Genomic DNA, 20,103 nt, shown 5'->3' on the forward strand with positions numbered 1-20,103 from the left:
GCTCGGCTGGGAAACCCCAGCCGAGCGCCTCGCTAAGCTCCTGGCCACAGCCAGTTGATCACTGTGTTGCAACGACCCCTGGAATTCGCCACACCGGTGGGGGCCACGGCGTTTTCGCGCGTCCGTGCATCGTTCCCACGTCGCCCAGGGGCACGCCATCCGGGAGCGCGCCGTCCGTGGGCGGTTTCTGGCCAAGTTGTGACGTGTGTCACGACTCCGGGAAGGGAATTGCTGGGGGCATGACAGATGACGCCAGAGTGAGTGGGCTGTCGGACGAAGAGCGGCTGGCCCAGCTCGGCTACACCCAGGTTCTCGCCCGCCGCATGTCGGCGTTCTCCAACTACGCGGTCTCCTTCACGATCATCTCGGTCCTGTCGGGCTGCCTGACGCTGTACCTGTTCGGGATGAACACCGGCGGTCCGGCCGTGATCACCTGGGGCTGGATCGCCGTCGGCCTGATGACGCTCTTCGTCGGCCTCGCGATGGCCGAGATCTGTTCGGCCTACCCGACCTCGGCCGGCCTGTACTTCTGGGCGCACCGGCTCGCGCCCCCGCGCTCGGCCGCGGCCTGGGCCTGGTTCACGGGCTGGTTCAACGTGCTGGGGCAGGTGGCGGTCACCGCCGGCATCGACTTCGGCGCCGCCTCCTTCCTCGGCGCGTACCTGAACCTCCAGTTCGACTTCGAGGTGACGCCGGGCCGCACGGTCCTGCTCTTCGCGGGCATCCTGGTGCTGCACGGTCTGCTCAACACCTTCGGGGTGCGGATCGTCGCGTTGCTGAACAGCGTGAGCGTGTGGTGGCACGTGCTGGGCGTGGGCGTCATCGTCGGCGCGCTCGCCTTCGTCCCCGACACGCACCAGTCGACGTCCTTCGTGTTCGGCGAGTTCGTCAACAACACGGGCTGGGGCAGCGGCGTGTACGTCGTCGCGCTCGGCCTGCTGATGGCCCAGTACACCTTCACCGGCTACGACGCCTCCGCCCACATGACGGAGGAGACCCACGACGCGTCCACGGCCGGCCCGAAGGGCATCGTGCGCTCCATCTGGACCTCGTGGATCGCCGGCTTCGTCCTGCTGCTCGGCTTCACGTACGCCATCCAGTCCTACGACGCCGCGCTCGGCTCCCCGACCGGCGCGCCGCCCGCACAGATCCTGCTCGACGCCCTCGGTGCGACCGCCGGCAAGCTGCTGCTGCTCGTGGTGATCGGCGCCCAGCTGTTCTGCGGGATGGCGTCGGTCACCGCCAACAGCCGCATGATCTACGCGTTCTCCAGGGACGGCGCGCTGCCCTTCTCCCACATCTGGCACACGGTCAGCCCGCGCACCCGCACACCCGTGGCGGCGGTCTGGCTGGCGGCCGGCGGCGCGCTGGTCCTGGGGCTGCCGTACCTGATCAACGTGACCGCGTACGCGGCCGTCACCTCCATCGCCGTCATCGGCCTGTACATCGCCTACGTCATCCCGACGCTGCTGCGCCTGCGCAAGGGCGAGGAGTTCGAGCGGGGTCCCTGGCACCTGGGCCGCTGGTCCAGGGCGATCGGCGTGGTGTCGGTGGCGTGGGTGGCCGTCATCACCGTCCTGTTCATGCTGCCGCAGGTCTCCCCGGTCACCTGGGAGACCTTCAACTACGCCCCGGTCGCCGTCCTCGTCGTCCTGGGCTTCGCGGGGGTGTGGTGGCAGGTGTCGGCCCGGAACTGGTTCCTCGATCCGCAGCACGAGAAGACCCTCGCCAGGGAGGCGTCACGGGCCGCCCCGCCCGTGGAACTGCCCGATCTGTGACCGATCCCGGCCACTTCCCGCCCTTCGACGCGGCCGTGTCCCCGATACCCGATCGGAGACACGGCCGCGTCCGGCTATGCTCGGGGAGGCAACAACGCGCACCATCGCCTGGGCCGTTAGCTCAATTGGCAGAGCAGTGGACTTTTAATCCATTGGTTGTGGGTTCGAGTCCCACACGGCCTACAGAAGAGCCCCGTTTCGGAGCACATCCGGACCGGGGCTCGCTGCGGTTCCGGGCAGACGGTTCTTCCGCCACTTCAGGCGTTCGGTTCGCCCTGTTCGGGTGCGCCACTCGCCGGGGTCGGCGTTCCGATGACGTATGTCCCCTTCGCCGGCAGGGTGGCGACGAGCCCTCGCTTCCGGAGTTCGACGATGGCGCGGCGGACGGTCCCGATACTCACGCTGTGCAGATCCGTCATGGCCCGCTCACCAGGTAGCGCGGCGCCCTGCGGCAGCTTGCCGGAGGCGATGTCCGCGGCGATGGCGTCGGCGAGTTTTACGTACTCGTAGCGCGGAAGCTCACTCATGTTCCCACCGTGACGCACCCGTACGCATGCCGCAGTGGCCGGACGCGTCCCGCCGCGTCGGGACGCAGTGGGACGAAGAAGGGTGCAGGGGGACGCAGTTCCCGGTATGGTCGATACAGGAAGACCCCGGCGAGGTGGCTAGACCTCCCGGGGCGCGGCCAACGCTTACCAGGAGCGTCGACATGCACGACCTTATCCGCCGCATCCTCCGACGGATGCGTCCTCTCCTCGCCTCCGGCACCGGGAAACGGCGACGCGCCCATCGTCGACGGCCCCGTCTCTGTCCGCCCTTCACCGCCGTACGCCACCACTCGGCCCCCGTGTCCCCGCAACTGCCCCTTCACCGTTCCCCGTACGGGCTCCTCACCTCCCTCGACGGCGCAGAATCCGTCCTCGTGCGCCCCTACCTCGCCGCCCACGAGCGAGAAGCCGCTCTCCGGCCGCACCGTCGCGCTCTCGTGGTCGTCGTCGGCTTCGGGATCGACCTCGACCAGCGCCTGGTCGGCGCGCAGAAGACGGCCGCCTGATGGAACACGTGAACGGCACCGCCCCCCGGCTCCTGCCCTGGCCGTCCCCCGAGGGCAAACCCTGCTACCTGGTGACGGACGACGACGGCAGCCACCTCTCCCGTCTCGCCGACGAGCTGGAGGCCGTCCAGCTCGCCACCGGCGCCGACGTCCTCGGCCTCGCCCGCAAGGTGCTGGACGACCCGGCCTCGCCGTACACCGAGGTCCGCTATGCCGGCCTCCGCCTCGCCGAGTGCCTGACCGACGCCCTGCGCGTCGCGAAGTCCCGCGGCATGCGCCTGCCGGCGCCGGGCGGCGAAGGTGTTCGAGGCGGCGGAAGCCTCAGCGGCCCCGGCGAGGTCAGCCCACGCTGATGCCGGTCAGGTCGGCCAGCGGCAGGGTGTGCTGGGTCTGCAGGACCTTCGCGCGCAGGTAGCGGACGTTGTGCGGGGTGGTGAACACGCCGGTGGGGACGCGGTCGTGGACGTCGATGCCCAGCGCGCGCAACTGGTCGGCCTTGTCGGGGTTGTTGGACAGCAGGTCCAGGCTCGTGATGCCCAGGGCGCGCAGCATCTGAGCGGCGGCCGTGTAGTCCCGGTCGTCCTCGGGCAGGCCGAGGGCGGTGTTCGCGGCGTAGGTGTCCAGCCCCTGGTCCTGGAGCGCGTACGCGTCGAGCTTGTTGTAGAGGCCGATGCCGCGGCCCTCCTGACGGAGGTACAGCAGCACCCCGCCCGTCACGGCTATGCGCTCGACCGCCTCGCGCAGTTGCGGTCCGCAGTCGCAGCGGGCGGACCCGAAGGCGTCGCCGGTGAGGCACTCGGAGTGCAGCCGGACCAGCGGGGTGGCGCCGGGCGCCGGCTCGCCGAGCACGACGGCGACATGCTCCTGGCCGTCGGTCAGACCGTGGAAGGTGACCAGTTCGGCGTCGACCGCGTAGCCGTCGTGGAAGCGCAGCGGCACCCGGACGCGGGCGCGCGGGGTGGCGGCGGGGGTGTCGGGCATGCGGGTCTCCCGGGTCCGGGGGCGAATGACGTGGTGGTGCCAGGCCGACCACTGCTTCAGATTTGAAGCAGATCCGGCGAAACGAGACCCTACTCCATGCTTTAAAGTTGAAACAACGGGCCCGAGCGGATCTGTGACGCGGATCATGAAGTCCCGGAGCAGGGCGACGAACGCCGGCGCCAGGGCAGGTCCTCGGGTGCGGCCTCGCCTTCCCCGTCTCCCTGGAACCCCTGCGCGACCTGACCGAAGATCTCCTCCAGCTGCCCCACCTGCTCAGGGGTGAGCCGGTCGAACAGGGCGGCGCGGACCGTCGCGACATGTCCGGGCGCCGCGTCCTCCAGGACCGCCATCCCCTCGTCCGTCAGCGCCGCGATACTGCCGCGCTTGTCCCAACGGCACTCCTCGCGCCGCACCAGCCCGTCCTTCTCCAGCCGGGACACCGCGTAGGTCAGCCGGCTGCGGGTGATCTTCAGCCGCTCCGCGAGGTCGGTCATCCGCAGCCGCCGCTCCGGGGTCTCGGAGAGGTTGGCGAGAATGGAGTAGTACGCATGAGGCATGCCGGCGTCCTGTTGGAGCTGCCGGTCGATCGCGTCCTCCAGGAGGAGGTAGCCGGCAACGTATGCGCGCCAGGCGCGCTGCTCCTCGGGGGTGAGCCAGCGGGTCGTCATGCACCCAGTGTAGGTTTGTTTCAAACTTGAACCAAGACCGCCGACGCCTGAAGCCGCCGCGGAAGCCGCGAAAGCGCGGAAGCCGCTGGGAGACCGCTGGAGGCGCCGGAGGCGACACCGTCGCCGTCGGACCGAGCCCGGGGAGCACGCCGATGCCGTACCCGTACGTCCTGCTGTCCGCCGCCGTCTCCCTCGACGGGTTCCTGGACGACACCACCCCCGAGCGCCTGCTGCTCTCCAGCCCCGCCGACTTCGACCGCGTCGACGAGGTGCGGGCCTCCGTCGACGCCATCCTCGTCGGCGCCGGCACGATCCGCGCGGACAACCCGCGGCTCCTCGTGAACTCCCCGGAGCGCCGCGCCGCCCGTGTCGCCGCCGGGCAGCCGCCGTACCCCCTCAAGGTCACCGTCAGCGGCTCCGGCGAGCTGGACCCCCAGGCGAACTTCTGGCACACGGGCGGTGCGAAGGCCCTGTACACGACGGACGAGGGCGCCGAGCGGGCCCGCGCGCTCGGCATCGCCGCGGACGTCGTCCCGCTCGGCCCCCGACTCGACTGGCGCCGCCTCCTGGAACACCTCCACGACGAACTCGGCGTGCGGCGCCTCATGGTCGAGGGCGGCGGAACCGTCCACACCCAACTGCTCCGGCAGGGCCTCGCCGACGAACTCCAGCTCGTCCTCGCCCCGCTCCTCGTGGGCGACCCGGACGCGCCCCGCCTCTTCGGACCCGGCGGCTACCAGGGCGGACGCCTGCGCCTGGTGGAGACGCGGCGCATCGAGGACGTCGTCCTGAACCGCTACGAGCCCACCGCCCCCGGCGCCGGACCGCTGCCCGTCGCGGCCGACCGGCACTGGCTGGCCCTCGCCTGCGAACTCGCCGAACGGTGCCCGCCCTCGAAGACCGCCTTCAGCGTCGGCGCGGTGATCGTGGCCGCCGACGGAACGGAGCTGGCGCGCGGTCACTCGCGCGAGGCCGGCGACCCGGTCGTGCACGCCGAGGAGGCGGCCCTCGCCAAGCTCGACCGCGCCGACCCGCGACTGCGCACGGCCACCGTCTACAGCAGCCTCGAACCCTGCGCCCGCCGCTCCTCCCGCCCCGCCCCCTGCGCCCGTCTCATCCTCGACGCGGGCGTGCGCCGGGTGGTCACGGCCTGGCGCGAGCCGGACACCTTCGTGACGGAGGCGGACGGCACCGGTCTGCTGACGGCCGCGGGCGTCGACGTCCTCGTGCTGGCGGAGTGCGAGGAGCGCGCGAAGGCCCCCAACCGGCACCTGGTGTGAGGCGTCGGGGAACGTGGTCATTCGCGCCCCGGAAGTAGCGTAGACTGGAGTCACAACGACGCGGGGTGGAGCAGCTCGGTAGCTCGCTGGGCTCATAACCCAGAGGTCGCAGGTTCAAATCCTGTCCCCGCTACTGAAGGCCGAGGGCCGGAATCCGAAAGGGTTCCGGCCCTCGGTGCATTTCCCCGGAACTCCTCTTCTCACATTCCGTGACCGGACGACCGCCCTGCGCGGAGAAGCTGAGTCATCGTCAGAAAGCCTGGGGCGGCCGAGACGTGCGTGGCCGGGGTCAACTCGCCCGCTTTCGACCGCTGGTGGCCCGAAAGTCCAGGCCGCAAATGTTGTTGATCAAGCCGAACGGCTTGGAAACCCACCCCTGGGTCTATTAACGTTCGATAACGCAGCGCGGCCGTCCCAGTCGGCACCAGAGCCGGCTCCGCGCGCACGCGCCGAATCCCGCAAGGGAACCGGGGAACCACCACCTTGGGGTGAATCACGCGGAAGCCGTCGTGAACTCGCAGAGTCACGACCGGTATACGCGCGTAGGAGACCTTCCCGCTCCGAACCCGTCAGCTAACCCGGTAGGCGACGGAAGGAAAGGAGCACGCCCGCGTGGCGTCCAACCCGCCTGCCCCCGAGGCCCCGTACGCGCCGAGCCAGCGGTCCACCGAGATCTTCGGCTACGGCGGCTTCCGTACCGACGAGGGCCCCTGGGAGGAGTGGAACCCCACCGCGGAGTCCGTCCGCCCGGTCCGGGGCAAGCACCGGGTCGCCAAGCAGCGCGGCGGCGGGTTCGCCCGCAGCTCCACCGTCCTCGGCGTCGGCGTCATCGCCGCCGTCAGCGCGGGCGGGATGGCCAGCGCCAACACCGGCAAGGCCCCGGTCTCCATCTCGCTGCCGGACCTGCCCGACGTGGGCTCGCTCATCTCCGACGACGCACCCGCCCCGGTGGCCGCGTCCGCACTCGCCGACTTCGGGTCCGAGACCGCCGTCGACACCGACGAGAGCGCCGCCGACGCGGGCGAGGCCCTGCGCAGCCGGATCCTGGCGCAGGTCGAGTCGCAGCAGACCCAGTACGAGATCAAGGCCGCGGCCCTCGCGAAGAAGGCCGCTGCCGACGCCGTCGCCAAGGCCGAGAAAGAAGCACAGGCCAAGGCCGCCGCCGCAAAGAAGAAGGCCGCCGAGGAGGCCGCCGAGAAGGCCGAGGCCGCGCACCTGGCCGAGCTGGCCAAGCAGTTCACGCTGCCGACCTCCTCGTACACCATCACCTCGACCTTCGGGCAGGCCGGCTCGCTCTGGTCCTCCGGCTACCACACCGGCCTCGACTTCGCCGCGCCCACCGGCACTCTCATCAAGGCCGTCCACAGCGGCACCATCACCGAGGCGGGCTGGGCCGGTTCCTACGGCTACCGCACCATCCTCACCCTGGACGACGGCACCGAGCTGTGGTTCTGCCACCAGTCGTCGATCAACGTCAGCGTCGGCCAGAAGGTCGCCACCGGCGATGTGATCGGCCGCGTCGGCGCGACCGGGAACGTCACCGGCGCCCACCTCCACCTGGAGGTGCACCCGGACGGCAGCTCCACCGGCATCGACCCGGCGGCGTGGCTGCGCAGCAAGGGCCTCAATCCCTGAGACGTTCCTGAAGAGCCCCTGAAAGCGCCTCTGAGGCGCCCCTGAGACTCTTTTGAGAAGCCCGGAGAGCCCTGTCCGCGTCGGGTGAGCCACGCCCTGTTCACACGTTCTTCGCGGGCCGCGTGGAATGAGTGTGCCTGCGGGGACCGTTGAGTCGAACCATGACTGTTCTTCGCGCACTCGGCTCCTCCGACCTCGAGGTCTTCCCGCTCGCCCTCGGCGGCAACGTCTTCGGCTGGACCGCGGACGAGGCGGCCTCCTTCGCCGTCCTCGACGCCTACGCGGCCGCGGGCGGCAACTTCGTCGACACCGCCGACTCCTATTCCGCGTGGGCCGAGGGCAACTCGGGCGGTGAGTCCGAGACCGTCATCGGCAGGTGGGTGAAGTCCCGGGGCAACCGCGACGACATCGTGATCGCCACCAAGGTGAGCCAGCACCCCGAGTTCCCCGGCCTGTCCGCCGACAACATCAAGGCCGCCGCCGACGCCTCGCTGCGCCGTCTCGACACCGACCGCATCGACCTCTACTACACGCACTTCGACAAGACCGAGGTGCCCGTCGAGGAGATCGTCGGCGCGCTCGACGAACTGGTGCGGGCGGGCAAGGTGCGGCACATCGCCGCCTCCAACATCTCGCCCGGACGCCTCCAGGAGTCTTTGGAGTTCTCCGACCGAGAGGGCCTGGCCCGGTACGTCGCCCTCCAGCCCCACTACAACCTGGTCTCGCGCGACACCTACGAGGGCGGCCTCCAGGACGTCGCCGCCCGCTTCGGTCTCGCCGCCGTGCCGTACTTCTCGCTGGCCTCCGGCTTCCTCACCGGCAAGTACCGGCCCGGTACGACGGTGGAGAGCGCCCGTTCCGCCGGCGCCGCCAAGCACCTGGACACGGAGCGGGGCCGCCGGGTCCTCACCGCGCTGGACGAGATCGCGCAGGCACACGGCGCCCAGGTCGCCACGGTCGCCCTGGCCTGGCTCGCCGCGCAGCCGACGGTGGCCGCGCCGATCGCCTCCGCGCGGACGGCGGAGCAACTGCCCGCGCTGCTGGCACTGGCGGACCTGGAACTGACGAGCACGGAGATCGCCGCGCTGAACCGGGCTTCGGCCTGATCCGGGCCTCGACCTGATCCGGGCTTCGGCGTGATCCGGGCTTCGGCCTGACGCGCGGGTACGTCCGGGCGGGCGCTCCTGCGAGGTCCGCCCGGACGGGGCGGGCCGCGACTGCTGGAGCGCCCGGAGCCGCCGGGGTGGCAGACGCGACCGGAGTCGCCGGGCGGCACACGCGACCGGAGCTCGTGCGCGGGCCGCCTGCGGTCTAGCGGTACGGGTAAGGGGAGGGGTGCGGCCCCGCGGGGTGTCCGGGGCCGCTGTGGCCTGTGGGGTGACCGGGGGCGCTGTGATCCGTGGGGTGCCCGGGGGGCGGTCCTGCCGGGCTTCCGTACGCCGGACCCGGCGGATACCCGTAGCCGTAGCCGTACCCCGGGTCGGGGGCCTGGCCGTACGGCTGGAGCGGTCCGTGACCCGCGCCGTACCCGTACGCCCCGTACACCGGCCAGGGCGGCGGGACCATCCGGGCCCGAGGCGCCGTCACCCGGGCCGCGTGGTCCAGCGCGGGCCGGGCGACGTCCTTGCGCCGCCACAGTTCGTTCAGCAGCTCCCTCTCCCGTACGACGAAGTCGGCGTTCGCGCGTCCCCGTCGGCCCCGGTGCCGCAGGAACGCGAGGGACGTCGCATACGCCTCGTACCGGGCCACCTCCCGCGCCGCGGCCTTGCCCAGATGGCGGCCGGCGTGGTCCCTGGCCACCCGCCGGGCCCGCATCGAGCCGAGGGCGAACGGCTCGGCCGGGGTGAGCCAGCCGGCGGCCGCGTAGGCGGGCAGCTCCTCGCGGACGGTGCGCAGCTCCCGCTGCCGGGTCCACACCACCAGCCAGGTCAGCAGCCCGAACGCGGGCAGCATGAACGCCGCGTACACCGCGAAGAAGCCGAACTCGCCGAACGTCGACGAGCCGTTCCACAGGGCGTGCATGCCCATCGCGAGAAGCAGCCCGCCCAGCGGAAGCAGCACGCGCCGCAGGTGCTGACGGTCCCCGGAGAGCGCGGCGACACCGAAGCCGATGCCCGTCAGCACGGTGAACAGGGGGTGCGCGAACGGCGACATGATGACGCGGACGAAGAAGGTCGCGGCGGTGACCGAGGCGATGCCGGTGTCGCCGGTGAGCTGGTCGGTGCCGAAGGCGGTGCCCAGGTACAGGATGTTCTCGGTGAACGCGAAGCCGGTGGCGGTGATCCCGGCTATGACGACGCCGTCGACGATCCCGGTGAAGTCCCGCCTGCGGAAGAGGAACACGAGCAGGACGGCCGCGGCCTTGGCGGACTCCTCGACGACCGGCGCTATGACCGTCGCCCCCAGGGTGTCCGCGCTGGACGGGTCGGCAGTGGCGGTGGCTATCCACCGGGTCGCGAAGCTGTTGGCGACGATGGCTATCAGCGCCGCCGCGCACGCCCCCCAGGCGAAGGCGAAGACCAGGTTCCGCCAGGGTCCCGGCTCGACCCGGTCGAGCCACCGGAAGGCGGCGACGAGCAGCGGCACCGGCAGCACCGCGAGACCCAGCCCGACCAGGAAGCCCTCGGTCCCGGTCTGTGCGCGCACCAGCGCGAGGATGACCAGCCCGGACAGCGCGAGCAGGGTGACCAGCGCCCCGTACCGCACCCATCTGCGCTGCCACCAGTGCGCGTGCCTGAGCACACCGTCCTCGGGAGCCCCGCCGGGCGGACGCGGCGGGTAGGGAGGGAACGGAGGACTGATGGCCACGGCATCGACCCTAACGAGGGAGGGGACTGTGGTGCAGGGGGCGGTCGGTCGGCGATCCCTTGACCGGTCAGCGAGCCCCGGGCCGGACGCGATGCTGTACGCGACGGAAAAGCAGATCGTTCACCACGTGACCCTTGTCCAGCCCCTGGCCCTCGAAACGGGTCAACGGGCGGAACCCGGGCCGGGGCGCGAACCCGCCGTCGGGCCGGGTGTTCTCGAAGTCGGGGTGCGCGGTGAGCACCTCCAGCATCTGCTCCGCGTACGGCTCCCAGTCCGTGGCGCAGTGCACGATCGCGCCCGGCTTCAGCCGCGTCGCGGCCAGGTCGAGGAACTCCGGCTGGATGAGACGCCGCTTGTGGTGGCGCTTCTTGGGCCAGGGGTCGGGGAAGTAGACGCGCAGCCCGTCGAGCGAGTCCGCCGGCAGCATCTCGCGCAGCAGGATGATCGCGTCGCCGTTGGCGACCCGGACGTTGCTGAGCCCGTGGTGGTCCGCGAGGTTGAGCAGATTGCCCTGGCCGGGCGTGTGCACGTCCACCGCGAGGATGTCGGTGTCCGGGTCGGCGGCCGCCATCTGCGCGGTGGCCTCGCCCATGCCGAAGCCGATCTCGAGCACGACCGGGCGGTCGTCGCCGAACAGCTCGCGGAGGTCCACGGGGTGACCGTCGATGTCCAGCCCCCACTTGGACCACAGCCGCTGCAGCGCGTCCGCCTGTCCGGCCGTCACCCGGCTGCGACGGGGCTGGAAGCTCCGGATCCGCCGCTCGAAGTGCGAACCGGCGGGATCGGCCTTCGGCCCGTCCGGGAAGCGGGGCTCCCCCTTGGCGCGGGTGTGCCGGACGGACCCCGGGTAGCGGTGGTCGCCGCCGGGGGAGGGCTGAGGGGCTTCGGGGGTGTTCACGGAATCAGACACAGTGGGGACGATTTTACGGGGGCGCGGCAGGTGGATGCGGCGAGGAGCCGAGCGCGCGAAGCCGGGGCGGACGCGGAGCCGTGCGTGCCGTGCCGGGCCGGGCGTGCGGAGCCGTGCGGGTCGGGTGCGGAGCCGGGAGTGCCAGGCCGGACGGGCGGAGCCGGGGCGCCGCCCCCGCCGTCGGCCGCCTGGTAGCTCACCGGGGCTTCGGGCGCCTGCCCCGCCCGCGACTCACGCGACTCACGCGTTCGTCAGCGCGTGCAGCGCTCTGCGGGCCACCTCCCGGCCGATCGGCAGCGAGGCCGTCGCCGCCGGGGAGGGGGCGTTCAGCACGTGGACGGCCCGGCTGCCCTCCCGGATGAGGAAGTCGTCCACCAGCCCGCCGTCCCGCAGCACCGCCTGCGCCCGTACTCCGGCCGCCGCGCGCACCAGGTCGCCCTCCTCCACCGCCGGCAGCAGCCGACGCACAGCGTCGACGAACGCCGCCTTCGACACCGACCGCCGCAGTTCGCCGAGCCCGTACCGCCAGTGCCGGCGCCCCATCCGCCACACCCCGGGCCACGCAGCCGTCGCCATGGCCTCCCCGGGCCGTACGACGCCCCACCCGTACCCCTCGCGGGCCAGCGCCGGCACGGCATTGGGCCCGACGTGGACGCCGCCGTCGATGCCCCTGGTCAGATGCACGCCGAGGAACGGGAACGCGGGATCGGGCACCGGATACACCAGTCCGCGCACCAGGTCGGGCCGGGCCAGCTCGTAGTACTCGCCCCGGAACGGAACGATCCGCACCTCGGGCTCGTCCCCGGTCAGCCGGGCGATCTCGTCGCAGTACAGCCCTGCGCAGTTCACCAGCACCCGCCCCCGTACGACATCGCCACGCGACGTGAGCACGGCCACCCCGCGCTCGGGCCGACGGTCGATGCGCACGACCTGCGCGCCGTAGCGGATCTCCGCCCCGGAAGCCGCCCCCAGCTGCTGCGCCACGGCCGCGTAGTCGCAGATCCCGGTGGTGCGCACGTGCAGGGCGGCGAGCCCCCGCACCTCGGGCTCGTATTCCGCGATCTGGGCGGCGCCCAGCTCCCGCAACGGGATGCCGTTCTCCCGGCCGCGCTGCGCCAGCGCGTGCAGCCGGGGCAGCTCCGCCCGTTCCGTGGCGACGATCAGCTTGCCGGTCACGGCGTGCGGGATGCCGTACTCCGCGCAGAACTTCGTCATCTCGGCGGCGCCCCGCACCGCGTACCGCGCCTTCAGCGTGCCCGGCCGGTAGTAGATCCCGCTGTGGATGACGCCGCTGTTGCGTCCCGTCTGGTGCCGGGCCGCTCCGGGCTCCTTCTCCAGCACCGTCACCCGCGTGCCGGGCGCGGCCCGCGTGATCGCGTACGCCGTGGACAGCCCGACGATGCCCCCGCCGACCACGAGCACGTCACAGTCGTGAGCGATCTTCGACACGTGCACACCACCTCCCGGCATCGATAGTGCACTGCGCCACTGACAACGCCTTCAAACCCAGGAAGGGCGCTCTTGCGGTGCGAACGCGCGAGGCCCTTCCTTCGTACGGCCGCCGCGCGTGCGGCCGCGACGTGTAAGGCCGCCGCGCGAGGCAGAGCAGTCCCGCGCCGGAGTCGCGGGAAACCGGTTCCTGCGCCGCCCGCGCCCGGGTCATGAGCAGGGGGCCACGCCGAGCCGGGAAGCGCCGGTCCTCGCCGGGGTCATGAGCGCCGTCTCACGCCGGGGTCATGAGCAGCGGCCGGGCCCGCTCCCGCAACTCCACCACGCGCGGCTCGTCGCCGTAGGGCTCCAGCCGGTGCAGCAGGTCCTTGACGTACTCGGTGGTCCGCGCGGACGAGATGCGCCCGGCCACCTCCACCGCCCGCACGCCCTGCTCGCAGGCCGCGTCGAGGTTCCCCGACTCCAGTTCGGCGACCGCCGACACCACGAGCCGTAACCCGTGCGAGCGCACGAACTCCTCCGTCGGCCGGGACAGCGCCTGCTCGGTGAACCTCCGCACCTGGCGCGGCGCCTTCAGATCGCGGTAGCACTCGGCGGCGTCGGCGGCGAAGCGGTCGTAGGAGTAGAAGCCGAGCCAGGACGGGTCGTGGTCGCCGTCGCGGGACCGCTCGAGCCACCCCTCGGCGGCCTTCAGCGCCGCGCCGGCGGCGTGCGCGTCCCCCGCGCGTGCGTGCGCGCGTGCCTCGACGAGCCGGAAGAAGCTCATCGTGCGGGCGGTGGCCAGCCCCCGGTTGCGCTCCAGGGCGGCCTGCGCGAGGTCGACGCCTTCGTCGCCGAAGCCGCGGTAGGTGGCCTGCAGCGACATGGAGGCCAGCACATAGCCCCCGAGAGGTACGTCGGCCGCCGCGCGGGCCAGCCGCAGCGCCTGGATGTAGTAGCGCTGGGCGGCCTCCTGCTGGCCGGTGTCGAAGGCCATCCACCCCGCCAGCCGGGTCAGTTCGGCGCTCGCACCGAACAGCGCGCGTCCCACTTCGTCGGAGTACGAGCCGAGCAGCAACGGGGCCGCCTCCACCCGCAGACACTCGGGGACCATGGACGAACGCCAGTCGCCGCCTCCGTACTTGGAGTCCCAGCGTCTGGCGTCCTCGGCGGCCTCCCGCAGTTTCTGCACATCGCTGTGGCCGACTTTCAGCGGTGCGCCGGACTCCTCGACGAGGTGTGCCTCGCGCGCCACCGAACTGTCGGCCGGGGTTATCAGCCACCGTGAGGCGGGCGTTGCGTACGCGCTTACTGCGAACGATCCGGCCAGTGACTGCCAGATGCCTCCGGAGCCGGCCCGGCGGCCCGCGAGATCGAGGCGGTAGAGATCCGTGGCGGAGCGTACGGCCTGGCCGACGTCCCTGGGGAAGACGAGGCCCACTTCGGGCGCGGGATCCGCGTCCGCCAGGCCGATCTCGTGGAGCGGCACCGGACGGCCCAGCTTCTGACCGATGGCGGCCGCGATGAGATGGGGCGCGGCGCCCTGCGGCACCATGCCCTTCGACACCCAGCGCGCTACGGACGTCTTGTCGTAGCGAAGCGTCAACCCGCGTTGAGCGCCAAGGTCGTTGACGCGACGCGCGAGTCCTGCGTTGCTGATTCCCGCGAGGGCGAGAACGGCGCCGAGTTTTTCGTTCGGCCCGCGTTGCTCCCTGGACATTGCGCCACCCCTCGACACAGACGGCTGCCGCGCTGGCATAACCATGCGGCATTCGTAAACCCAGCGTAGTTCGCCGCATCCCAAGCGTTAAGGGGCATTCTTCCGGTTGGCGGGATTGTGGTCCGTGCGGAAGTACGGGGGCAGGTACGGACCGTCGCGCTGTGCTCCCGCCCGTGTGGCCGTGCGCCCGGCCGTGCGCTCTACTCCGGCCATCGGCGGAGCGGTTCCATGGGTCGTGCGTGGGTCGGCCCGCTGAACTGGATCCAGTGGGCTGGGGGACACCGCCGCCTTCATCCCCGCGGGCGGCGGAGCGGTCCGGGGGGCGAACTCCGCCTCCCGGGCCGGCGTGTGCCGTCGAGGCACGCGCGTGTGTACGGAGCGTGTGCGAAGCCTGCTCGACGCGCTCTCAACGCCGGACGTACGCCCAGGATTTGGCCGAAAAGCGACCCTGTGTTCGGTGGGTGACAACGCCTCCCACCACGGAAATCGAGGGCGCGCAGGGCGTTCTGGGGGAGCGTACCGGGGGCGCATTCAGGTCGTGGACACCGGGGTGCGCGTGGTCGCGCGGGTCGGCGGCGCCGTGTTCGCACGAGCGCGCTCCCGGGATCACAAGCGGTGCCGCCGCCCTCTGTGGCGCGCTCTTCGTGGCAGCATGGTGAACCGTTCGTACGGTGCACTCGGTTGTCCACAGCCTGTGGAGGCGTCGATGCGGTGGTTGGTGGGGTGGAGCAGCGCCGCCGCGGGTGCGCTCGGCGGGCCCGTCGGCCACGACGGCCGCCAGGGCGACGGCGCGGCCCACGCGGGCCGAGTCGGCCATGACGGCGAGACCTTGCAGCCCGTCGGCTCCCAACTCATCTGGGGCGACCCCGATCCGCTCTGGGCGGTCGGCGACTGGCGCCCCGACGAGGTGCGGGTCGTGAGTGCCGACGCCCAGACCCGGATCGCGGTCCTCGGCACCTGCGGCGCGACCGAAGAACAGCTGCGCGTCGGGCTGTTCGCCGCGCGCGGAGGGGCACTTCGGCATCTGACGGCCTGGGCGGGCAGCTACACGGCGATCGTCCAGGTCGGCCGACGCATCACCGTCTGCGGCGATCTGGCGGGCGCGCGCCCGGTGTTCCACACCCCCTGGGCGGGCGGCACGGCCTACGCCACGGCCGCGCTGCCGCTCGCCGACCTCGTCGAGGCCAACCTCGACTTCGGCCACCTCGCGGCCCTCCTCGCCGCCCCCGACGTGCCGGCGGCCCTGCACGACTCCACCCCGTACGACGGCGTGCGTCGCATTCCGCCCGGGCATGCGCTGATCCTGCGCGCCGGGGCGCGCGAGATCGCCGGGTACGAGCCGGTCGCCTCCCTCGCCGTCGCCGCGCCCCCGGCCGACCCCGACAGCGCCGTCGACGCCGTGCGCGACGCGCTCGTCGAGGCGGTGCGCGCGCGACTGTCCGCGCCCCGGCACGTCCCCGACGTCGACCCCGGCCCCGTCCCCGGCATGGGACCCGCCGAACGGCGTGCCGCGCGCGGGATGCCGCTTCCGGGCATCGGCGCGGACCTCTCCGGCGGCCCGGCCTCCGGCACGCTGGCCCTCCTCGCGTCCGGCCTGCCCGGCAGACCGGGCACGCTCCTCGGCCACGGCACGGGCGCGGGGGAGCGGCTGCTGGCCGTCACCTTCAACGACCTGGCCGTGGGCGGGCGCGAGGCCGAACTGGAGCGGGCCGGCGTCCTCGCGGCCGACCCGCGCCTGCACCACGTCGTCGTGGCCGGCGGCGAGGAGACCCTGCCGTACGCCGACCTGGACGGCCCGCTCACCGACGAACCCGGCCAGAGCCTGGTCACGGCCGCCCGCCACCGCGCCCGCCTCGCCTCGGGCAGCGCCGACCACTTCACGGGCTACGGCGCCCGCCAGGTCCTGGACGCCCACCCGGCCCGCCTGGCGGACCTGTTGATGGACCGCAAGCGCCGCCACCTCGTCCGTCCGGTCGCAGCGCTCACCAAGGCGGACGGCTCCGTGCTCGTCCCCGCGCGCGTGTACGGCGCGGCCCGCCGACTGGCCCGCACGCCGTACCGCACGGGCCTGGAGGGACTCGCCGACCGGCTGCTGCACCGCAGCTTCAGCTTCGACGACCCCTCGGGCGCCGTCGGGGCCTCCCTGGCAGCGCTCACCTGGGGCGGCGCGGGCCCGGCGGCACGCTGGCTGACCGGGGAGGCACTGGCTGAAGTATCGGTTCGCCTGCAGGCCGCCGCGCACCGCACCGGCGCGGGCCCCGGCCAGCGTCCGGGCGACTACCGCGCGCGGGCGGCTCTCACCCGGCACGCCATGGACCTGCGCGTCCTGGAACAGGCCGCCGAGATCCGCTCCCAGCGCCTGCACGCGCCGTTCCTCGACAACCAGGTCGTACGGGCCTGCCGCGCGCTTCCCGAGACCCTGCGCGTGCAACCCGGGGCGCGCGCCGCGATCCTGCGCACCGTGCTCAAGGGCGCGGGGGTCACCGAGCTCCCGCACGGCTGGGGCGCCCCCTCCCAGGCCTCCGCCACCGCGGCCGCCCGGGCGGGCCTGCGCATGGCGATGGACCCCCTCCTCACCCTCTTCGAAGCGCCGCTCCTGGCGGAGGCCGGCCTCGTCGAGGCCAGAGTGGTCCGCAAGGCCCTGCGGGCCGCCGCGGCGGGCGAACCCCTCCCCCTGGACGGACTCGCCGACCTGATCTCCCTCGAGCTGTGGCTCCGCCGTCTCCTGTCCCGCAGGGGCACCTGCTGGACCGGCACCCCGGCGCGCGCGCGTGCGGTACCTGCGGGGATCGCTCCCCAGCGCCGGGCGGTCTCGTCCGGGGGCTGAAGGGGCCGGCCCCGGCGGTCGCCTCGGCCGGGCGAGGCGCGGGGGCGCGGGGGAGGGCGCCGGCGAACCGGTGAGGTGAGTTGAGGCGAGGCGTTCGGCAGCTCACCGCTGCGTGTGGTCCGCCGGGGGCGGCCCTGTCCAGCCCCCTGACGGAGCTGACCGCCGTACACCCGTACGACGAGCCGCTGCACGCCCTGCTCATCGAGGCGAACGAGGCCGCCGACCGGTACGGAGTCGTGGACGTGCGCGCGTTCGCCCTGCTGCTGCGCGCCCGCATCGCCCTGGACCGGGGCGAACTCGCCCGGGCGCGGGTCCTGTGCGACGAGACCCGGGCGGCGGTCGGGCAGAGCACTCCGCCCCCGCGGGTCGAGGCGTTGGCGGGAGTCCTGGACGCGCACCTCACGGCTGCCGAGTTCCGGCCGGAGAGCGGTCTGCCGATGCTCGCCGACACGCTCCGCCAGGCGGTGGCGGACCACTGCGCCGAGGCGGTCACCACGGCGATCGTGGACAGCGCCGCGTTCCTCCTGGCCGAGATCGGGGACTTCGCGCGCGCGGCACGGCTCCTGGCCGCCGCCGACGGGCTGCGCGGCCCTCACCCGCGGCCCGCCCCGCAGCGCGCCTGGGCCGAGCGGGCCGAGGCCGCCGCCCGCGAGGCCCTCGGCCCCCGCCCCGTCCCCGGGCGGCTACGAGGAGCAGCGCTACGCGGCCGGGCGCGCCGGGGTCTCGCGACCGACGGTGGCGGACGCCCTGCACGAACTCGGGGAAGCGTGCGCGCCCCGGCCCCGCCCCGTCCCCGGGCGGCTACGAGCAGCTGAACACCGCCTCCGCCCAGTCGGCGAGCGCCACCGGGCCGAACGGGCCGTGCGGTTCGACCGCCAGCCGCACCCGGGTGAGGCCTGTCAGGTCCACATGGACGGGCACGGCCGGGTCGCCGCCCGCGATCACTCCGGACGACCAGAGCCGCTTCCCGTCGGAGCCGGCGTAGACGGCGAAGGAGACCTTGCCGAGCTCCACCGTCAGGTCGTCCACGCCGACGACCGCGTCGTAGGAGGTGCACCGCCGGTCGAGATCGACGGTGACGGAGGAGACCCCGCCCACGGTCACCCCGTGGCCGTAGCGGGGGTCCGCGATGGACAGCGCGGACCCCCGCCACAGCCAGCTGCTGCCGTGGAGCCGGATCTCGGGCCCCGCTCCGTCGCCGGTGACGTCGAACGGCAGCTCGCTCAGCCGGTAGAGGGCCGACGCGGGCGCAGGAGTGGGCTTCGGTGCGGGGGTGGGCGCGGACGCCGACGCCGGCGTCGACCTGGGCGTAGGGACGGGGGACGGCGTGGGCGTCGGGGTCGGCGTGGGAGAGGGGACTGCCCGGGGGGCCGGCGTCGGCGCCGTGGGGACCGCCGCGGGGACGATCACCGCAGGCCGTGGCCTGGGTTCCCCGGCTCGCGGGGGCGTGGGTGTGGGTGTGGGCGCGGGCGTGGGCTTCTCGGGCCGCGCGACCGGCGCCGGCGCGGAGGCCGGGGGTCTCGCCTCGGGCGGCTGGGCGCGGTGGTCCCGGCCGGCGAGCGCGAGGACGACCGCGGCCGCCGCCACCGCGACCACCCCGGCCGCGATGCCGGCCTTCACGGGCGCGCCCAGCCCCTCCGAGGTCACCGCACCGCTCCCGGCGCCGGACCCGCCGGAGGACCCGCCCGCCGCGACGGCCGCGCCCGCGACGCCCGCCGCGCCCGCGCCCGTCCCGCCGGCGACGAGCGCGAGCGCCTTGGCGTACCCGGCGGCGCCGAACCAGCCGACGACCGCGACCGGTACGACGGCGGGGATGCCGACGGCCACCTCCTCGATCTGCAGGGCGGCCAGCCGGCACTTGGCGCACCCCTCCAGATGCTTGCGCAGCCCTCGTTCGGCGCGGGTGCGCAGGCGGCGCCGGACGTAGGTGCCCAGCTGGTCGGCGTAGCGGGCGCACTCCTCGTCGCCGGTGAGGGTGGCGCTGACGTGAGCCTGGAGGTAGGCCTGCTTGAGGCCCTCGCGGGCCCGGCTCGCCAGCACGCGCGTGCCGTTGGCGTCGAGGCCGAAGAGCATGGCGACCTCGCTCGGCGACTCGTCCTCGACCTCGGTGTGCCACAGCACCGCCTGCCAGCGTTCGGGCAGCGAGCGGAAGGCCTGCATGGCCATCGACTGCTCGGCCTCGTGCATCGCGCGTACGTCGGCGCCCAGCTCCAGGCCCGCTCCGAAGGAGCCGACGGGCGCGGCGTCGTCGGCGACGTCCGAGGCGCGGGCGGACCGCGCGGCGAACACCGCGAAGTCGTCGACGAGCTGTTCCCGCTTCGCCGACCGCGTCCAGTCGGCGGCCACGCGCCGCACGGAGGTGAGGAGATAGGCGCGGACGGCGTACTCGGGTCCGGAGCCGCCGCGCACCGCCTGCAGCATGCGGGCGAAGACCTCGGCGGTGAGGTCTTCGGCGGTGTGCGCGTCCCGGCAGCAGGTACGGGCGTAGCGGCGTACGGCGTCGGCGTGGCGCCGGTAGAGCTCCTCGTACGCCGTGTCGTCGCCCGAGCGCATCCGGCCGATCAGGTCGGTGTCGGCCGGCGGCAGTTCGCGCGGCGGCGGCAGGACGTCGTCGGCACGCCACTCGCGCTGCGCCGGAACCGTCTCCTGCGGCGGCTCGCCCTGTGGAGCGGCGACCGGTTCACCGGCCGGGCCGCGTGCGCGGCCGCGCTGCCCCGGTACCTGCTCGCCCCGACCGTCAACGCTCATCGCGGAAAGCCCCCGCCTGCCCCACCAGTCCCGACCACCGGGTCAGAGTGCCATATTGGCTTTTGGTCAGCACACCGTGCGACGGGCCTTCCACCCGTCCGTGGGGGCCGGCCGCAATCCAGTACTGCCCTTCACCCGATCGGGGAAGGTTCGACTGCCGCCCTCCCCGCCGAGTCGGGGTCCACGACCGCCGTGCCGACCGTCGTGCCCTCAAATGTCCGCCACGGCAGAGCGGGGGCGGGGGCGGCGGCACCGCTGCCCCCGCC

General features: G+C 73.2%; 16 protein-coding genes, 2 tRNA genes and 1 riboswitch. Of the genes, 10 read left to right on the forward strand and 8 right to left on the reverse strand.

Annotated elements, in window-relative coordinates:
- Positions 1-239: 239 nt before the first annotated feature.
- Together IE239_RS39600 and IE239_RS39605 are read left to right on the forward strand one after the other, a co-directional pair.
- A complete protein-coding gene (locus tag IE239_RS39600) occupies positions 240-1,778 on the forward strand; it encodes an amino acid permease (RefSeq protein WP_190154297.1) in 1,539 nt (512 codons plus the stop codon).
- 110 nt (positions 1,779-1,888) lie between these two features.
- Positions 1,889-1,961 (forward strand) — tRNA-Lys (locus IE239_RS39605).
- A 74-nt stretch (positions 1,962-2,035) separates the two neighbouring features.
- On the opposite strand, the gene IE239_RS39610 is transcribed toward IE239_RS39605, so the two are convergent.
- Positions 2,036-2,305: a GntR family transcriptional regulator gene (locus tag IE239_RS39610; RefSeq protein WP_190154298.1), complete on the reverse strand. Its 270-nt coding sequence runs from the start codon at positions 2,303-2,305 to the stop codon at positions 2,036-2,038.
- 182 nt (positions 2,306-2,487) lie between these two features.
- Here IE239_RS39610 and IE239_RS39615 point away from each other — a divergent pair, with 182 nt between their 5' ends.
- Both IE239_RS39615 and IE239_RS39620 read left to right on the forward strand, forming a co-directional pair.
- Entirely contained in the window at positions 2,488-2,832 is a 345-nt protein-coding gene (locus IE239_RS39615) for a hypothetical protein (protein WP_190154299.1), read from the forward strand.
- The gene (locus tag IE239_RS39620) at positions 2,832-3,185 is read left to right on the forward strand and encodes a hypothetical protein (protein ID WP_190154300.1); all 354 of its coding nucleotides are present in this window, start codon (positions 2,832-2,834) and stop codon (positions 3,183-3,185) included. The genes IE239_RS39615 and IE239_RS39620 overlap by 1 nt, the downstream gene beginning before the upstream one ends.
- Here IE239_RS39620 and IE239_RS39625 read toward each other — a convergent pair.
- Together IE239_RS39625 and IE239_RS39630 are read right to left on the reverse strand one after the other, a co-directional pair.
- Positions 3,172-3,813, reverse strand: coding sequence for a GTP cyclohydrolase II (locus IE239_RS39625; RefSeq protein WP_190154301.1), 642 nt, complete (start codon positions 3,811-3,813; stop codon positions 3,172-3,174). The genes IE239_RS39620 and IE239_RS39625 overlap by 14 nt on opposite strands.
- 143 nt (positions 3,814-3,956) lie before the next feature.
- Positions 3,957-4,481 (reverse strand): MarR family winged helix-turn-helix transcriptional regulator, encoded by a 525-nt coding sequence (locus tag IE239_RS39630; protein ID WP_190154302.1) that lies wholly within the window; start codon positions 4,479-4,481, stop codon positions 3,957-3,959.
- A gap of 152 nt (positions 4,482-4,633) precedes the next feature.
- Between IE239_RS39630 and IE239_RS39635 the strand changes: the two genes are divergently transcribed.
- The 4 genes from IE239_RS39635 (at position 4,634) to IE239_RS39650 (ending at position 8,502) form a co-directional block, all read left to right on the forward strand.
- Positions 4,634-5,761: a dihydrofolate reductase family protein gene (locus tag IE239_RS39635; protein ID WP_190154303.1), complete on the forward strand. Its 1,128-nt coding sequence runs from the start codon at positions 4,634-4,636 to the stop codon at positions 5,759-5,761.
- A gap of 59 nt (positions 5,762-5,820) precedes the next feature.
- Positions 5,821-5,894 (forward strand) — tRNA-Met (locus IE239_RS39640).
- Positions 5,895-6,198: 304 nt separating this feature from the next.
- Positions 6,199-6,364: riboswitch (cyclic di-AMP (ydaO/yuaA leader) on the forward strand.
- Positions 6,365-6,373: 9 nt separating this feature from the next.
- Positions 6,374-7,396 carry a M23 family metallopeptidase gene (locus IE239_RS39645; RefSeq protein WP_190154304.1) on the forward strand — a complete coding sequence of 341 codons (1,023 nt, stop codon included), beginning with the start codon at positions 6,374-6,376 and terminating at the stop codon, positions 7,394-7,396.
- Positions 7,397-7,557: 161 nt separating this feature from the next.
- Positions 7,558-8,502, forward strand: coding sequence for an aldo/keto reductase (locus IE239_RS39650; RefSeq protein WP_190154305.1), 945 nt, complete (start codon positions 7,558-7,560; stop codon positions 8,500-8,502).
- Positions 8,503-8,707: 205 nt separating this feature from the next.
- Here IE239_RS39650 and IE239_RS39655 read toward each other — a convergent pair whose 3' ends face one another.
- The 4 genes from IE239_RS39655 to IE239_RS39670 form a co-directional block, all read right to left on the reverse strand.
- Positions 8,708-10,204, reverse strand: a complete 1,497-nt coding sequence (locus tag IE239_RS39655) for a PrsW family intramembrane metalloprotease (RefSeq protein ID WP_190154306.1) — start codon at positions 10,202-10,204, stop codon at positions 8,708-8,710.
- Between the two features lie 67 nt (positions 10,205-10,271).
- Positions 10,272-11,114 carry a tRNA (guanosine(46)-N7)-methyltransferase TrmB gene (trmB, locus tag IE239_RS39660; protein ID WP_190154307.1) on the reverse strand — a complete coding sequence of 281 codons (843 nt, stop codon included), beginning with the start codon at positions 11,112-11,114 and terminating at the stop codon, positions 10,272-10,274.
- A 240-nt stretch (positions 11,115-11,354) separates the two neighbouring features.
- Positions 11,355-12,584, reverse strand: a complete 1,230-nt coding sequence (lhgD, locus tag IE239_RS39665; protein ID WP_190154308.1) for an L-2-hydroxyglutarate dehydrogenase — start codon at positions 12,582-12,584, stop codon at positions 11,355-11,357.
- Between the two features lie 253 nt (positions 12,585-12,837).
- On the reverse strand, positions 12,838-14,262 hold the full coding sequence (locus IE239_RS39670) for an NsdA family TPR-like regulatory protein (protein ID WP_190154309.1): 1,425 nt from the start codon (positions 14,260-14,262) through the stop codon (positions 12,838-12,840).
- 706 nt (positions 14,263-14,968) lie between these two features.
- Here IE239_RS39670 and IE239_RS39675 point away from each other — a divergent pair.
- Together IE239_RS39675 and IE239_RS39680 are read left to right on the forward strand one after the other, a co-directional pair.
- Positions 14,969-17,089 carry an asparagine synthase-related protein gene (locus IE239_RS39675; RefSeq protein WP_190154310.1) on the forward strand — a complete coding sequence of 707 codons (2,121 nt, stop codon included), beginning with the start codon at positions 14,969-14,971 and terminating at the stop codon, positions 17,087-17,089.
- 80 nt (positions 17,090-17,169) lie between these two features.
- On the forward strand, positions 17,170-17,904 hold the full coding sequence (locus IE239_RS39680; RefSeq protein ID WP_190154311.1) for a hypothetical protein: 735 nt from the start codon (positions 17,170-17,172) through the stop codon (positions 17,902-17,904).
- On the opposite strand, the gene IE239_RS39685 is transcribed toward IE239_RS39680, so the two are convergent.
- A complete protein-coding gene (locus tag IE239_RS39685; RefSeq protein ID WP_190154312.1) occupies positions 17,891-19,837 on the reverse strand; it encodes a sigma-70 family RNA polymerase sigma factor in 1,947 nt (648 codons plus the stop codon). The two genes, IE239_RS39680 and IE239_RS39685, sit on opposite strands and share 14 nt — an antisense overlap.
- Positions 19,838-20,103: the final 266 nt, after the last annotated feature.

The sequence above is a fragment of the Streptomyces humidus genome, from assembly GCF_014649655.1.
Classification (GTDB): domain Bacteria; phylum Actinomycetota; class Actinomycetes; order Streptomycetales; family Streptomycetaceae; genus Streptomyces; species Streptomyces humidus.

What these genes read in the sequence shown, in the direction of transcription:
- IE239_RS39600 (WP_190154297.1), top strand. Translation starts at nt 240, where the DNA reads ATGACAGATGACGCCAGAGTGAGTGGGCTGTCGGACGAAGAGCGGCTG.
- IE239_RS39610 (WP_190154298.1), bottom strand. Translation starts at nt 2,305, where the DNA reads ATGAGTGAGCTTCCGCGCTACGAGTACGTAAAACTCGCCGACGCCATC.
- IE239_RS39615 (WP_190154299.1), top strand. Translation starts at nt 2,488, where the DNA reads ATGCACGACCTTATCCGCCGCATCCTCCGACGGATGCGTCCTCTCCTC.
- IE239_RS39620 (WP_190154300.1), top strand. Translation starts at nt 2,832, where the DNA reads ATGGAACACGTGAACGGCACCGCCCCCCGGCTCCTGCCCTGGCCGTCC.
- IE239_RS39625 (WP_190154301.1), bottom strand. Translation starts at nt 3,813, where the DNA reads ATGCCCGACACCCCCGCCGCCACCCCGCGCGCCCGCGTCCGGGTGCCG.
- IE239_RS39630 (WP_190154302.1), bottom strand. Translation starts at nt 4,481, where the DNA reads ATGACGACCCGCTGGCTCACCCCCGAGGAGCAGCGCGCCTGGCGCGCA.
- IE239_RS39635 (WP_190154303.1), top strand. Translation starts at nt 4,634, where the DNA reads ATGCCGTACCCGTACGTCCTGCTGTCCGCCGCCGTCTCCCTCGACGGG.
- IE239_RS39650 (WP_190154305.1), top strand. Translation starts at nt 7,558, where the DNA reads ATGACTGTTCTTCGCGCACTCGGCTCCTCCGACCTCGAGGTCTTCCCG.
- lhgD (WP_190154308.1), bottom strand. Translation starts at nt 12,584, where the DNA reads ATGCCGGGAGGTGGTGTGCACGTGTCGAAGATCGCTCACGACTGTGAC.
- IE239_RS39670 (WP_190154309.1), bottom strand. Translation starts at nt 14,262, where the DNA reads ATGTCCAGGGAGCAACGCGGGCCGAACGAAAAACTCGGCGCCGTTCTC.
- IE239_RS39675 (WP_190154310.1), top strand. Translation starts at nt 14,969, where the DNA reads ATGCGGTGGTTGGTGGGGTGGAGCAGCGCCGCCGCGGGTGCGCTCGGC.
- IE239_RS39685 (WP_190154312.1), bottom strand. Translation starts at nt 19,837, where the DNA reads ATGAGCGTTGACGGTCGGGGCGAGCAGGTACCGGGGCAGCGCGGCCGC.